The organism is Kitasatospora sp. GP30, from assembly GCF_029892145.1.
GTDB classification, from domain to species: domain Bacteria; phylum Actinomycetota; class Actinomycetes; order Streptomycetales; family Streptomycetaceae; genus Kitasatospora; species Kitasatospora acidiphila.
In genome coordinates this window covers 114,541-128,507 of sequence record NZ_JARZAH010000001.1, presented here as the reverse complement: position 1 = coordinate 128,507, position 13,967 = coordinate 114,541, and the positions used below count along the sequence as shown (strand labels likewise).

Annotated in this window: 7 protein-coding genes and 3 tRNA genes; 2 read left to right on the top strand and 8 right to left on the bottom strand. The window is 74.3% G+C overall.

Annotation, left to right across the window (positions count from 1 at the left end; genetic code table 11):
- Positions 1 to 22 precede the first annotated feature (22 nt).
- The 3 genes from P3T35_RS00595 to P3T35_RS00585 all read right to left on the bottom strand — a co-directional run bounded on the left by P3T35_RS00595 (position 23) and on the right by P3T35_RS00585 (position 5,154).
- A complete protein-coding gene (locus P3T35_RS00595) occupies positions 23 to 1,255 on the bottom strand; it encodes an SPFH domain-containing protein (RefSeq protein WP_101380861.1) in 1,233 nt (410 codons plus the stop codon).
- Positions 1,256 to 1,495: 240 nt separating this feature from the next.
- On the bottom strand, positions 1,496 to 4,459 hold the full coding sequence (locus P3T35_RS00590) for an Ig-like domain-containing protein (protein WP_107503357.1): 2,964 nt from the start codon (positions 4,457 to 4,459) through the stop codon (positions 1,496 to 1,498).
- A 104-nt stretch (positions 4,460 to 4,563) separates the two neighbouring features.
- Positions 4,564 to 5,154, bottom strand: a complete 591-nt coding sequence (locus P3T35_RS00585; RefSeq protein WP_101380859.1) for a helix-turn-helix domain-containing protein — start codon at positions 5,152 to 5,154, stop codon at positions 4,564 to 4,566.
- A gap of 64 nt (positions 5,155 to 5,218) precedes the next feature.
- Between P3T35_RS00585 and P3T35_RS00580 the strand changes: the two genes are divergently transcribed.
- Complete coding sequence (locus tag P3T35_RS00580; protein ID WP_101380858.1) at positions 5,219 to 7,048, top strand: MFS transporter; 1,830 nt, start codon at positions 5,219 to 5,221, stop codon at positions 7,046 to 7,048.
- A gap of 147 nt (positions 7,049 to 7,195) precedes the next feature.
- On the opposite strand, the gene P3T35_RS00575 is transcribed toward P3T35_RS00580, so the two are convergent.
- From P3T35_RS00575 to P3T35_RS00565, 3 genes are all read right to left on the bottom strand, one after another.
- Positions 7,196 to 7,271: transfer RNA gene (locus tag P3T35_RS00575), tRNA-Arg, on the bottom strand.
- 31 nt (positions 7,272 to 7,302) lie between these two features.
- Positions 7,303 to 7,378: transfer RNA gene (locus tag P3T35_RS00570), tRNA-Arg, on the bottom strand.
- Positions 7,379 to 7,543: 165 nt separating this feature from the next.
- Positions 7,544 to 7,637, bottom strand: a tRNA-Ser gene (locus tag P3T35_RS00565).
- Between the two features lie 198 nt (positions 7,638 to 7,835).
- Here P3T35_RS00565 and P3T35_RS00560 point away from each other — a divergent pair.
- A complete protein-coding gene (locus P3T35_RS00560; RefSeq protein ID WP_101380857.1) occupies positions 7,836 to 11,036 on the top strand; it encodes a PAS domain-containing protein in 3,201 nt (1,066 codons plus the stop codon).
- A 63-nt stretch (positions 11,037 to 11,099) separates the two neighbouring features.
- On the opposite strand, the gene P3T35_RS00555 is transcribed toward P3T35_RS00560, so the two are convergent.
- Together P3T35_RS00555 and P3T35_RS00550 are read right to left on the bottom strand one after the other, a co-directional pair.
- Positions 11,100 to 12,776 (bottom strand): long-chain fatty acid--CoA ligase, encoded by a 1,677-nt coding sequence (locus P3T35_RS00555; protein ID WP_101380856.1) that lies wholly within the window; start codon positions 12,774 to 12,776, stop codon positions 11,100 to 11,102.
- Positions 12,777 to 12,914: 138 nt separating this feature from the next.
- Entirely contained in the window at positions 12,915 to 13,871 is a 957-nt protein-coding gene (locus tag P3T35_RS00550; protein WP_101380855.1) for a LysR family transcriptional regulator, read from the bottom strand.
- Positions 13,872 to 13,967: the final 96 nt, after the last annotated feature.

The window sequence follows — 13,967 nt, the reverse complement described above, 5'->3', positions numbered from 1 at the left end:
AGTCCGGGTTCGGTGGCTATCTTCACGCGCGATTCCCTTCCTTGTGGGCACCGTTGCGGGAGTCCCTGGGGACGCCCACCGCGGTGGCTGCCCGGGCGGCCGGTGCCGGGATGGTGCCGAGCAGCGTGCTCGCCACCCCGGCGGGTGCGACGAACGCGACCAGCAGCTGCTCCATCAGCGCGCTACGGGCCGCCTCGTCGAGTTCCTGAGCGGTGGCCCGCTCCAGTCGGCGGACCGCTAGGGCGGCCGCCTCCACCGCGTCGTCCACCAGCACGGTGCGCAGGCTCGCGTCCAGGTCGGCCAGCCGGCGGCGGCGCATCGACTCGGCCACCTCGGGCGCGTAGTCCAGCGCCACCGGCTGCACCGAGAACACCTCCAGACCGGCGGGCGCCACCTCGGCGGCCAGCCCCCGGCTGAGCTCGTCGGCGAACCACTGCCCGTCGCGCAGCGCGGGGCCGGGGGTGGAGTTGCTGTCGCAGGGCAGCGTGCTCGCGGTGCGGGTCAGCACCGCGTGGATCTGCTCGCGCAGGTAGGCCTCGTGGTCCCCGACCGCGTAGACCGCCCGGGCGGTGTCCTTGATCCGCCAGACCACCAGCACCCGGACCACGATCGGGATCCCGGCCCGGTCGGTCACCGGCACCGGCTCGCTGCGCCAGTGCCGCAGCCTGACGTCCACCCGGCGCCGCCGCAGCATCGGGTTGACCCAGACCAGCCCGGCTCGCCGGATGGTGCCCCGGTAGCGGCCCCAGCGGCTGAGCACCCGGGTCTCACCGCTGCCGTTGGCCAGCAGGCCGGCCAGCGAGACCAGGACCACCAGGCCTGCGGCGGTCACCGCGACCAAGGCGGTGTCGGTCACCACCGCGCCGTCGGCCTCCTGGGCGGCCGCGGTCCGCAGATCGGGCGAGCCCCCGAAGCGCGGGATCACCCCGACCCGGGTCAGCACCAGGGCGGCGGAGCCCAGCGCCAGCAGCACGGCGAGCAGCGCCACCCAGCCCGGCAGCACCAGCGCCGGCCGTTCCCGCAGCCCCGGGGCCACCTTCGGCGGGCGGCGGGCGGCCACCTCGGCCCGGCTGTCCACAGGCTGTGGACGGACGACGGGCTGCGGCTCGGTGGGGGCGGGGCCCTCGGCGATCGGAGCCTGGGCGATCGGGGCAGGGTCCTCCGCGATCGGGGACTCGGTGTTCGGGAGGGCCACCCTGGGCAACGAGGTCGCCCCGGCGAGCGGGCGGCGGGCGGAATCGCGTTGGGCGTCCATGCGGAGGTTCCTCAGGGTCGGCGCGGCAGGCACTGCCGACCGGATCTGACGGACAGTGCGAAAGCCCAGGCTAAGTACATAGGTCAGTAAATGCGACATTTGGGTGATGGCGTGTCGAAAGGTATTTTTGGTGCATCCGCTGATGAAGTGCCAGCTCACTGACGCTCCGACAGCTCCCGCCGCCCACCCGGAAGGGAGGCTCCCCCCACCTGTTCGGCGGACGGCGGAAGCCCACGGGATTCAGCCCCGCCGGTCGTCCGGCCGGCGAACCACCATGCGCCGGGCGATCAGGGTCAGGCCGGCCAGGATCAGGAACACTCCGCACGTCGCCGCGCGCCAGCCACCGAGCGAGGCATGACCCCCCGTCAACCGATCCGCGGGCGGCGGCAGCGCGTCGGCCTGCGCCACCGGCTCGACGGCGGTGGGCGAGGAGGCAGCGGTGGTCTGATCGGCGACAACGGGCGCCGGCGAGCCGCTCGATGCCGTGGCGGACGGGACGGCGGCGGATGCCGACGAGGTCACCTGGGGGGATGCGGGCGCCGCACCGGGCCGCACAGTCGGCACCTGCACCGGGACGGCCGCCGACCCCGCCGGGGAGTCAGCAGGCGCACCGGATGCCGACGGGCTCGCCGCCGACGCCTCGGCGGTAGCGGCCGGGGTGGCACTCCCCGATACGTTGCCGCCCAGGGCCGAGCCGGCGCCCTCGCTGGGGACGGCGGCCGCCACTGCGGCACGGCTCGTGGCACCACTCCCGCTCGGACTGGCTGCCGCACTCGACAGGGCGCCGACGCTCGGCGAGGCGACCGCACTCGACGGGGCGCCTGCCGCGCTCGGGGCGGAGCTCGCGCTCGGGGAACCCGCGACGCTCGGCACGATGATCACGATGCTCGGGGGCGCCGCCACCACCGAGATGCTGCCTGACCCCGGGAGCGGGACCGTGATCGGCGAGGTACCGGACGCGCTCGGCGAGGGACCGGACGCGCTCGGCGAGGGACCCGTACTCGGCGAGGCACCGCCCGCACTCGGCGACGGACCCGCGGTCGGCTGGGTGCCCGTACCCGGCGAGGCCTGCGCCGTCGGCGAGCCGGTCCCCGCGCCACCCGGCGAAGCGTTCCCGGTCGCCGGCACCGGCGCCGGCACCACGTGCACCCGCACCGGGTCGCCCACCGTCGCGTTCCCGGCCTGGTCCACGGCCGTGGCCGTGAGCACCTGGTCGCCCTGCCCCAGGTCGCGCTGGGCGCGGCAGCTCCAGCTGCCGTCCACCGCGGCGACCGCCGAGCAGAGCGGACCGGTCCCGCCGTCGGTCACCGTGACCGAAGTCCCGGCGTCGGCGCTGCCGGCCAGCTGGGGGCGCAGCTCGTGCACGTCCTGGCCCGATCCGGGCGCGGTGATCACCGGCTTCGCCGGTGTCGTGGTCTTGACGATCATGGTGGCCGTGCCGCCCGCGCTGGTGTGACCGGCGAGGTCCGACGCGGTGACGGTGAGCTGATGCGACCCCTCGCTGAGGTCTTCCACCGGCAGGCAGCTCCAGGAGCGGTCGGCCCGGACCGCCGTGCGGCACACCTCGTTGTCGGACCCGCCGTCGGTGACCACGATCATCGAGCCGGGCCCGCCGGTACCGGTCATCGGCTGCTCGGGGTCGTTGGTGTACGCCGGCACGGTGAGCTTCGGTGCGGACGGCGGCGCGGTGTCGACCGCGAGCCCGACCGGGGCGCCGGTGTCGGCCGTCCCGTTCCCGCTGGCCTCGGCGGGCGCCAGGTGGTGGTCGCCGGGTGCCAGCGGCGTGTCGGGGCGGCAGTCCCAGCTGCCGTCCTTGGCGACCGGCGCCTGGCAGACCGGCGTCGCGCCGTCACTCACCAGCACGGAGCCGCCCGGCACCCCGCTGTCGCCCTTGACGTCGGGCTTCTGGTCGCCGGTCCGTGCGCCGGCCACCGGGCTGGTGATCTCCGGCTTGGCGGCCGTGACACGGAGGTGAACGGCCTGGTCCTCGACCTCCCCCGCGTCGGCGGGCCCGTCCGGTGCCACCACCTGTGCCGGGTCGCGGGCGATCCGCAGCCGGGCCCAGGTGTCGCCCGAGGACACGTCCGCCGGCACCAGCCACTCCAGGGTCGCGCTGCCCGCGCCGCGCGCCACCTCCACTTGGGCGCGCTCGGCGCTGTCGAACCTGCCCTCGTGGCGGAAGTCGATCCAGCCGGCCAGGGTGGCGCCGGCCGGCCCGGGGCTGACCGGCACCGTCACGTCGTAGTAGCGGCCGGCCTGGACTGACACCGGAAAGCTCAGCGCCGGGTCGTTGGCGGTGTGCTCGGCGCGGCCGGGTCGGAACTCCACCACGCGCTGCGGCGGCGCCGGCTGCGGATGCCGGCTGCGGTTGGCCAGGCCGGTGCGCGGGGCCGGGCCGATCGCGTCGCTGCCGAGGAACAGGTCGGAGATCACGTGCGAGGCGTCGCCGTAGCTCGCGGGTGCGCTGCCCAGCGCCTCGTCGACGGTCACGGTGACGGCGGGGTGCAGCGCCGGCGGTGCGGCGCTGCTGCCGGGCGCCGCGGTGTCGCGCCGGTCGACGCGCAGGGTGGCGGTGGTGAAGGTGCCGTCCAGTTCCAGGCTGCCGGCCGGGTCGAGCGTGGCGTCCGCCGTGCCGTCCTCAGCTGCCGGGCCGAATGCGCCGCCGGCCACCGTCCAACCGCGCCAGGGCGAGCGGGTGGCCGGCGCCGGGGCGCTCGGGGTGCCGCCGGTGACGGTCAGCCGCAGCGCCGAGGAGGTGCCGCCGGCGCTGCCGGTCAGCCCGCTGAGGTGCAGGCGGGGGTTGCGCACCGGGCGGGAGAAGGTGAGCCGCAGGGTGCCCAGGGTGCGCCAGGAGCCGTCCGCCGCGGGGTGGTCCTCGGTCATCCGGAACAGCTCGGCGGTTGTGCTGGCGTCGACGCCGTCGGTGTACGGCGCGGCGCTGCCCAGCGTCCCGGCGCCGGCGCGGCCGGTCACCCCGGGGGCCGGGGCGAACGTCAGGTCCACGCCCAGCCCGGAGCGCAGCACGGCGTGGTGGCCGTCGGTCCAGGTCGGCGGAGTCTGCTGCGCCTGCGAGACGGTCTGCAGCCAGCCGAAGCCCAGGCCCAGGCCGGTCGTCAGCGCGGCCGCGACCACCACGGTCCGACGGCGCCGACGGCTGCGCCGATGACGGTGGGGGCGGCCGGTCCGTGGCGAGCTCGCGGTCATGGGACCCTCCTGTGCACACGATGTGACAAGAAGGAATCACGATCTAACGTCCAGTCAGCCGAGCCACTCGCTGGTGGCGTCGGCGAACCACCCGTACGGCCGCGCTACGGCTGCCCGCCGTAGAGGATGGCGAAGAGCTTGACCTCCACCCCGTCCTCCCCGGGGCCCACCTCGTCGCGGGTCGCCTCGGCCAGCAGCTCGCGCAGCCCCACGCGCAGCCGGGCCGCGTGCTCGGGGGTGAGCCGGAACGTGCTGTGGGCGAAGAATCCGGGGGCTCCGTCTTCGGGGAGCGTCAGGTCGATCCGGTCGTTCAGGAAGTCCTGCTCGAAGTCCCGCCGAAAGGCATCCATGGCGGCCAGCAGCGCGGCCAGTGCCTCCGGCCGCTCGGGCGTACCGGCCGCGAAGATCGAAGGGGCCAGGCTCAGGCCCGTCTGGCGCGCCCGGTAGCGGCTCTCCACGATGCCGGAGACCAGCCGGGTGCCGGCCACCTCGATCAGCTCGACCTTCTCCAACTGCTTGAGGTGGCGGTAGAGCTTGGTCTGCGGCTCGTCCAGCTCGGTGGCCAGCTCCTTCGCCGTGAGCGGCTGCGGGTCGTGGCGGCGCAGGACGCTCAGGATCGCCAGCCGGACCGGGTCGGCCAGCGCCTTGAGCGTCGCGACATCGTCCACCAGGCGTGGTTCGGGCCTCTCCTGCATCGGGCCAGTCTGACACGGGTTCAGGGGTTGCCAGCATGCTCACTTGAGGGTAACCATTCACTCTATGGTGAACGTTCACGATTCCGTATTACCGCTGCGCTCCAACCGCCGCTTCCAGCTGCTGTGGACCGGCTCCGCCGCCGCCTCACTCGCCGCCCGACTGGCCGACACCGCCTACCCGCTGCTCCTGCTGCAGCTCACCGGATCACCCACCGCGGCAGGCGCGTTCGGTGCGGTGGGGCTCGGCGCCACCCTGCTGTGCGGACTGCACGGCGGCGCGGTGGCCGACCGGCGCGACCGGCGGCGCGTGCTACTGGCCGCCGACGCCGTGCGCTTCCTCACCGCCGCGAGCATGGCGGTGGCCCTGATCGCTCATCAGCTGACGCTGCCCCACGCCTTGGTGGCTGCCGCTGTGACCGGTGCCGCGGCCGCATACGGCGGCCCGGTCCGCACCCTGGCGATCCGCGCGGTGGTGCCGCCCGCCCAGCTGGGGCAGGCCCTGGCTCGCGAGGAACTGCGCGGCAGCACCGCCGCCCTACTCGGCCCACCGCTGGCCGGCCTGCTGCTCGCAGCCGGGCAGGCACTCCCGGCCATGGCCATCGCATTCGGGTCGCTGCTCGCCGTCCTGGCCACCTGCCTGGTGCGCTTCGACGGGCGCAGGGTGGTAGGGGCGGTGGCGGAAGGGGAGGGGGAAGTCGGCGGGGTCGACTTCCCAGGTTCCGATGGCGGCCCAACCACCTGCGCGGGGCGGCTCGCTGACCAGGTGGGTCGCCGCGAAGGGGGGCAGGAGGTCGGCGGCGCCGACGTCCGACGTGACCCCGCCCCGGCGGCACCACGCAGCGAGCAGCTGGGCCAGCAAGGAGCGGACCGGGAAAGCGGCGCCATCGACCTACTCCTCTATAAGCAGCCAGGCCACCGTGGAGCTGACCCCAAAGTCGACCCCACCGACTTCCCACGCCACCCCACCCAAGTGACACTCCCTAAGAAGCAGCCGAGGCACCGGGAAGTCGATCCCGCCGACGTTCCATGCAACCCAGCCGCTGGCCCCGCCGAGCCCGCACGCCCGGCGCTCGGGCTCCCGACTACCCGCGACAAGCGTCCGAGCCACCCGAGCGCAGACCGCAAAGTCGACCCCGTCAACGTTCCACGCCACCCAGCCGCTGACCCCGCCGAGCCCGCACGCCCGGCGCTCGGGCTCCCGACTACCCGCGACAAGCATCCGAGCCACCCACGCGCAGACCGCAAAGTCGACCCCGCCGACTTGCCCCACCACGCTGAACCGGCCGCGGGCTCGTGGGCTGGGCTGCGGTTGCTGTTGGCCGCGCCGGTGCTGCGTGCCACGTTGGGGGTCGCGATCCCGCTCAACCTGGTCGGCTCCGCAATGACGCTCGCGGTGATCGTGCTGCTGCGCGATCGCGGCGTCGGTGGTGCCGGTACCGGGCTCACACTGGCCGGTGAGGCGGTCGGCGCGCTCGCCGGTGCCCTCCTGGTCGGCCGACTGCACCGGCTGGCCGGGCCCGGGCGGCTGCTGCTTGGCGCAGCCTGGCTCTGCGTGCCGCTGCTGCTCGCACCGCTGTTGCCGGGTGGGGCGCCCACGGTCTTCCTCGCCCTGGCTGCGGCGAACCTGGCGATGCCCGCCCTGCGCGTCATGCTGGACGTGCTGATCTTCCAGCAGGTCCCCGACGAACTGCGCGGCCGGGTGATCGCCGCCACCATGACCGCCGTGATGCTCGGCATCCCGGCCGGCACCTTGGGGGCCGGCCTGCTGCTCGCCCGGCTCTCTCCCGGCGGCACGCTCGCGCTGCTGGCGCTGGTACTGGCCGCTGCCTTGCTACCGGCCACCGCGAGCCGGGCGCTGTGGCGGGCCGGCTGGCCGGGGCCCGATTCGCCCTGACACCGGGCGCCACCGCGAGCCCGAGCAGCACGGCGGCCGGGGCGAGGCGGATCCCGCGCGCCGGGGCCGGGGCTCAGGTGGGCGATCCCCAAGCGCATGCCCCCGGAACGCCGAAGGCCCCTCGCTTGGGGCGAGGGGCCTTCGGGGTGGTGCGCTCAGCAGGATTCGAACCTGCAACCTCTTGATCCGTAGTCAAGTGCTCTATCCGTTGAGCTATGAGCGCTCGGACGGCCACGGGGGCCGCGAGCGGGGGTTGGTGCGCTCAGCAGGATTCGAACCTGCAACCTCTTGATCCGTAGTCAAGTGCTCTATCCGTTGAGCTATGAGCGCTCGCCCTGGCAGTTTGTGGCCACCGGGGCGGTGCGGGGACAACATTACATGAACGCCGACCTGGGGCGAAATCGGTTGTTCCGGGCCACCCCGCAGGCGGCTAGGGCCCCGCGAACAGGCCTGGAACGCCAAGGGCCCCGCCGACCGAAGTCGACGGGGCCCTTCTGGCGGAGGCTGAGGGATTTGAACCCTCGATCAGGAATAACCCCGAAACCGCATTAGCAGTGCGGCGCCATAGACCGGACTAGGCGAAGCCTCCATCCACCCGATCGAACCGTCTCCGGTTGCGACCGCGTGCATGCGATGATGCCACAGCTCGGGGCTCCGACACCAACCGCTGGTTACGTTACTAGGCAGGTCGTGCTCTCGGCAAAAACAATGGGATACTCCAAACTCCGCCAGGCACCCGGTCCACCGCGGCCGGCTGCAAGTCGTGAGTCGTGAGGAGACCTTCGACGTGAGCAGCAGGCCGATCCGAGGCGCTGCTCGCCTCGCCGCGATACTCGACGCGTTGCCCGATGCCCTCCTGCTGGTGAACAGCAACGGCACCGTGGTGGACGCCAACCAGGCGGCCGTGCAGGCGATGCAGACACCCGGTACCTCTCTGATCGGCCGTGGGGTGCTCGACCTGCTGCCGGAATTCGACCCCAGCCGGATCCCCGGCTCGATGCGCCCCGTCCCCAAGGACACCGACGAGGCCGCCAAGCCGGTCCGGATGACCGCCCGCCGCACCGATGGCAGCAGCTTCCCGTGTGAGGTGCTCGGCAACGACTTCGCCGATGACGGCGCCTCCGAGGGCCGCGGCTACGCGTTCTCCCCGCCGGCGCCGTACGACCCGTACCGCACCGGCTCCAGCGCCAACGACCTCCTGCTCCTCATGGTGCGCGACCTGAGCGGCCGGCTCGGCGTGGAGGCGGAGCTGCGCCGCCAGCACAAGCAGACGGAGATGATCCTGCGGGCCGCCGCCGAGGGCGTGCTCGGCGTGGACCTCGAAGGCCGGGTGGTGCTGGTCAACCCGGCCGCGGCGCACATCCTGGACTTCCGGGCCAGTGAGTTGGGCGGCCGCGAGCTGCACACCCTGGTCCAGCACTCGCGGGCCGACGGCACTCCGCTGGCCGCGGACGAGTCGGCGCTGCTCGACACCCTGTCGTCCGGCCGCAAGCACCGGGTGCGCGGCGCCACCCTGTGGCGCAAGGACGGCCGCCCGGTCACCGTCGACCTGACCACCGCTCCGGTGCGGGACGGCGACCAGTTGGTGGGTGCCGTCATGACGTTCACCGACCGGACCCAGGAGCTGGCCCTGACGGCCCGCGCCGAGCATCTGAGCGCGGTGCTGGAGACCGAGGTCAGCGGCGCCCTGCAGGCGCTTCGCGACCGGATCGACAGACTGGCCGCAGACCCCGCCGGGCAGCTGTGGCCGGAGGCCAACTGGATGCTGCGGGCGCTGGCCGACGACTGCCGGCGGTTCGGGGTGCTGATCGAGGGCGTGCTGGCGCACCAGCAGGCCGACGGCCCCGAGCAGGAGCTGCACCGCGCGCCCACCTCGCTGGAGACGCTGGTGACCGGTGCCGTCGAGCAGGCGGGTCGGCTGGTCGGCCCCGGCCGGCTGCGCTTCTCGGTGCACGCCGGCTCCGTCGAACTGACCGCCGACCAGGAGCGGCTCGCCCAGGCGCTGGCGTATCTGGTGGCGGACGTCAGCGGGGTCGCGCTGACCGGCTCGGTGGCCGACGGCGGCGAGGCTCCGATGGTGGTGGTGGCCGCCGCGCAGCGTGCCGACATGGCCCGGGTCGAGATCCGCGGTCCGGGCAAGGGCGGCAGCAAGGTGTACGTGCCGATCGCCCGGGACCTGGTGGAGCGGCACGGCGGCGTGCTCCAGCCGCATGAGCTGCCCAGTGGCGGCACCACCTATGTGGTGGAACTGCCGTTGGACGATGCCGCGGCCGAGGCGGCGGCGGCCCGCTCCGCGAACGGCGGGCACCAGGTGCCGCGCGAGACCGACACCGCCGTGCTGCCCGACCTGCCGCCGGAGATGGTGGACGCCCTGGTGGGTTCCGCCGGTGCGAAGTCGGCCGAGGCGGAGCCCGCCGAGGCCGAGGCGGCGGCTGCGGGCCTGGGCGCACCTCCCAGCGCCCCCCAGCCTCCGGCCGGGGGGACCCCCATGGCTGGGGGAGAGTCCGCACCGGTCGACCTGACCAAGCCGCAGCAGCCCGCCGAGCAGCCCGCGCCGAGCAGCCCGCGCCGCCGGCGGGCCCTGCCGGAGCGGGCGCCCGCCACCGAGCAGCCCGCCCGGCCCGCCGTGCCCGCGGCGCAGCCGTACCCCGGTCTGGAGCAGGCGCTGGCCGGTGGTGCCTCGGCTCTGCCCGTCTACCCCGGCCTGGAGAACGCCCTGCCGACCGAGCCGCGCACCCCGGTCGCCGAGGCGCCGGCCCCGACCGGTCGCCGTCGCCGGCTCGGTCTGCCGGGCGGCGAGCAGTCGGCGGGCGCAGGACAGACCGGTGGTGCCGGACAGATCGGTCTCGCCGGACAGTCCGGTGGCGCCGGACAGACCGGCGGCTCCGGTCCGATGGCACTGGAGCCCGCCCGGCCAACCGAAGCCGGTGCGGCCACCCAGCTGCCGGCCCGTACTGACGCGCCGACGCCGCCCGCACCCCCCGCCCGGCCGGTGGGCAGCGGCCTGGCCGAGCTGGCCCCGCCCCGCCCCGGGGGGCACTTCGGCAGCGCCTTTCCGGCCCCGGCCGCCCCGCTGGAGCAGCGCACCCCGCCCCGCCCGGTCGCCGCCCTGGCCCCCGCGCTGCCCGCGCCCGGCCAGAGCGAGCTGCCCCGCTTGACCGGTGAGGACGAGGGCGCCGCCCCGGCCGCCGCCCCTCGGCTGCCCGAGTACCCGGACTACTCGCCCATGGTCAGCCCGGCGGCGGATGGCCGGCCGCGGCGGCTGCTGGTCTGGCCGGAGCCCGATCCGTCGACCAAGCAGGCGCTCCAGGAGCGCGGCTACCGCCCGGTGATAGTCCGCTCCCGCGAGGAGGTGGACGCCCAGGTCGCCGCTTATCCGGCCGCGCTCTTCGTCGACCCGCTGACCGGCCCGATCACCCGCACCGCGCTGCAGTCGCTGCGCACCGCGGCGCTGAACAGCCGGGTGCCGGTGCTGGTCACGGCCGGCCTGGGGCAGGCCACCCGGGACGCCGCGTACGGCGCGGACCCGGCGGTGCTGCTGCGCGCGCTGGCGCCCAAGGACAGCGAGCACCACGCGGCCCGGGTGCTGCTGGTGGAGGGCGACCCGGACATCGCGGCGGCGCTCACGGCCAGCCTGGAGCGGCGCGGCATGCACGTGGAGCACGCGGCCACGGAGGACGAAGCGGTCGCCAAGGCGAGCAGCGTGCAGCCCAACCTGGTGGTGATGGACCTGCTGCGGATCCAGCGGCGCCAACTGGGCCTGCTGGACTGGCTGCGGGCCAATGACCGGCTGCACCGCACCCCGCTGGTGGTCTACACCTCGGTGGACCTGGATCCGGCCGAGCTGCCCCGGCTGCGCACCGGGGAGACCGTGCTCTTCCTGGCCGAGCGCTCGACCAGTCCGGACGTGCAGCAGCGGATAGTCGACCTGCTGGGCCGGATCGGCGAACTGGACGGGGTCAACGGGCAGCGTCAGCACGCTGTTTGACGGTCAGTCAACCATTGTTGCCGCGCCTCGGTCGGACCGGGGCGCGGCACGGGGTTCGGCGGCTCAGCTCTTGCCGTCCTCCCGGACGACGTCCAGGCGGCCGGCCGCGTAGTCGGCGCGGATCACCTTCTTGTCGAACTTGCCGACGCTGGTCTTGGGCACCGACTCGACCAGCGTCCAGCGCTCCGGCAGCTGCCAGGAGGCCACCCGCCCGGCGAGGAAGGTCCGCAGGCCGGGCAGGTCCACGGCGGCGTCCGGGCGCAGCACCACGGCGGCCAGCGGGCGCTCGCCCCACTTCTCGTCCGGCACCGCCACCACGGCGGCCTCGGCCACCTCCGGGTGGGCCATCAGCTGGTTCTCCAGTTCCACCGAGGAGATCCACTCGCCGCCGGACTTGATCACGTCCTTGGCCCGGTCGGTGAGGGTGAGGAAGCCGTCCGGGGTGATGGTGCCGACGTCGCCGGTGCGCAGCCAGCCGTCCTCGGTGAACTTGTCCTCCGGGCGCTCCGGCTCGTTGCCCGCGCCGCCGTAGTAGGCGCCGGCGATCCACGGCCCGCGCACCTCCAACTCACCGGCGCTGTGGCCGTCGTGCGGCACTCGCTCGCCGCCCGGGCCGATCAGGCGGGCCTGCACCCCGGCGGGGAAGACGCCCTGCATCGCGCGGTAGTGCCACTGCTGCTCCTCGTCCAGCCCGGCCGGCGGCAGGCCGAAGGTGCCCAGCGGCGAGGTCTCGGTCATGCCCCAGGCGTGCACCACCCGGATGCCGTGGCGCTCCTGGAAGGCGCGCATCAGGGCCGGCGGGCAGGCCGAGCCGCCGATCACCACCTGGCGCAGCGATGAGACGTCGTAGGGCTGCTGACGGCCGGTCGGGTGGTCCAGCTCCTCCAGCAGGCCGTTCCAGATGGTCGGCACGGCGGCGCTGACGGTGGGCTTGACCTGCTCGATCATCGCGGCCAGCGGCTGCGGCTGCAGGAACCGGTCCGGCATCAGCAGGCCCGCACCGGACATGAAGGCGGCGTACGGGATGCCCCAGGCGGCCACGTGGAACATCGGGACCACGGGCAGCGCCACATCGGCCGGCGTCAGGCCGAAGGCGGCGGCCGCGTTGCCCTGCAGGCAGTGCAGGAAGATCGAACGGTGGCTGTAGACCACGCCCTTGGGGTCGCCGGTGGTGCCGGAGGTGTAGCAGATCATCGCCGGGCTGCGCTCGTCGATCTCACTCTGCCACGGGTAGTCGGTGGGCCGCCCGGCGATCAGTTCCTCGTACTCGTGCACACTGCCGGTGAAGCCGGCCAGCAGCGAGCGGTCGGCCGGGCCGCTGATCACGATGTGCTTGAGCGAGGTGAGCTGCGGCAGCACCGCGGCGAGCAGCGGCAGCACGCTGCCGCTGACGATGATCACGTGGTCGGCGGCATGGTTGACGATGAACGCCAACTGCGCGGCCGACAGCCGCAGGTTGAGCGTGTGCAGCACGCCGCCCATCGCGGGGACGGCGAGGTACGCCTCCAGGTGGTCGGCGTTGTTCCACATCAGGCTGCCGACGACGTGCTCCGGCGTGACGTCCAGCTCGTCCCGCAGCGCGTGGGCGAGCTGCGCGGCCCGGGCGCCGACCTCGGCGAAGGTGCGGACCTGGGGGCCGGTGCCGTCCCAGGTGGTGACGGTGGCCCGCCCGTGGAGGGTTGACCCGTGCTCCAGGATGCGGGCAACGGTGAGCGGTACGTCCTGCATGGTGCTGAACACGCGGTGGGCCTCCTTGACCGGGCTGCTCTGCCAGGTGCCGCGCCGGGCTACCCACCGGTAGCCGCGCGGCCCAAGTGCCGATTCTGGACCCGCCGGGCGCCCGATGTCAGCAGGTTCGGGCGGAATGAGACATGCGGCTCAGCGGACGGCCGCCCGCAGCTCGGCGGACTCCGCCTCCGGGAGCCAGTCGCGCTCCGGGTGGTACTCCAGCCAGCGGCGATGCCGGCCCGTTTCGGCGAAGGCGTGCAGCAGGGCGGGGATGCCGGGGTGGGGGGTGCGCTTGGGCCAGACCAGGGACCAGGCGTAGAGGGGGGTGGGGTCGACCAGCGGGATGGTGCGCAGGCCCGGGGTGGCAGCGGGCAGCGGCACGTCGGCGGGGAGCAGGGTGACGGCGGTCGGGGTGGCGGCGAGGTGGGCCAGGAAGTGCTCGGCACCGAGGTTGGACTCCACGGCGAGTGAGGTCAACTCGAAGCGCTCGGCGAAGCGTTGCAGGAACTCCAGGCGGACCAGCGCGGCGGGGAGCAGGAGTTGGCTCGCCCGCAGGTCGGCCGGTGTCAGCGAGGTGGCGTCGGCCAAGGGGTGGTCCGGGCCGACCACGGCGTCCACCGGCTCCAACCTGACCAGGCGGTGGGCGAGTTCGCGGTCCCGGCCGTCGGGCAGCGGGTGGTGGCGGCCGAAGCCGGCGTCGATCTCGCCGCGCAGCAGGGCGGCCAGCACCGAGGGCAGGTCGCGGCCGTGTCCGATCTCCACCGCGCCCGGCTCGACGGCCACGGCGCCCACCGTGCGCAGCGGGGCGAACAGGTGGCCCCAGACGTCCAGCCGCAGCGGGGCGGCCGAGCCGCGCACCGCGGTGACGGCTGCGGCGCAGGCCGCCAGCACCGCGCGGGCCGGCTCAATGAGCCGTTCTCCGGCGGCGGTTGGCACCGCTCCCCGACCGTCCCGGTCCAGCAGCCGCTCGCCCAGCGTCGCCTCCAGGCGGGCGATCCGCTTGGAGAGGGCCTGCTGAGTGATCGCCAACTCCTGGGCCGCGCGGCCGAAGTGGTGCTGCTCGGTGACGGCCAGGAAGGCCCGCAACTGGGCCGGGTCAAGATCCACGACGCCCATCCTCGCCGACAACCAGCGGTTGTCAAGGCCGCCCGGTGGTTGTTGGACCGGTGCCGTCTCGCGGCGGGAGGGTGGTCACGTCAACAC

Bases quoted from the DNA above. Each gene is read 5' to 3' on its own strand.
- P3T35_RS00595 (WP_101380861.1), bottom strand. From the start codon at position 1,255: ATGGACGCCCAACGCGATTCCGCCCGCCGCCCGCTCGCCGGGGCGACC.
- P3T35_RS00590 (WP_107503357.1), bottom strand. From the start codon at position 4,459: ATGACCGCGAGCTCGCCACGGACCGGCCGCCCCCACCGTCATCGGCGC.
- P3T35_RS00585 (WP_101380859.1), bottom strand. From the start codon at position 5,154: ATGCAGGAGAGGCCCGAACCACGCCTGGTGGACGATGTCGCGACGCTC.
- P3T35_RS00580 (WP_101380858.1), top strand. From the start codon at position 5,219: ATGGTGAACGTTCACGATTCCGTATTACCGCTGCGCTCCAACCGCCGC.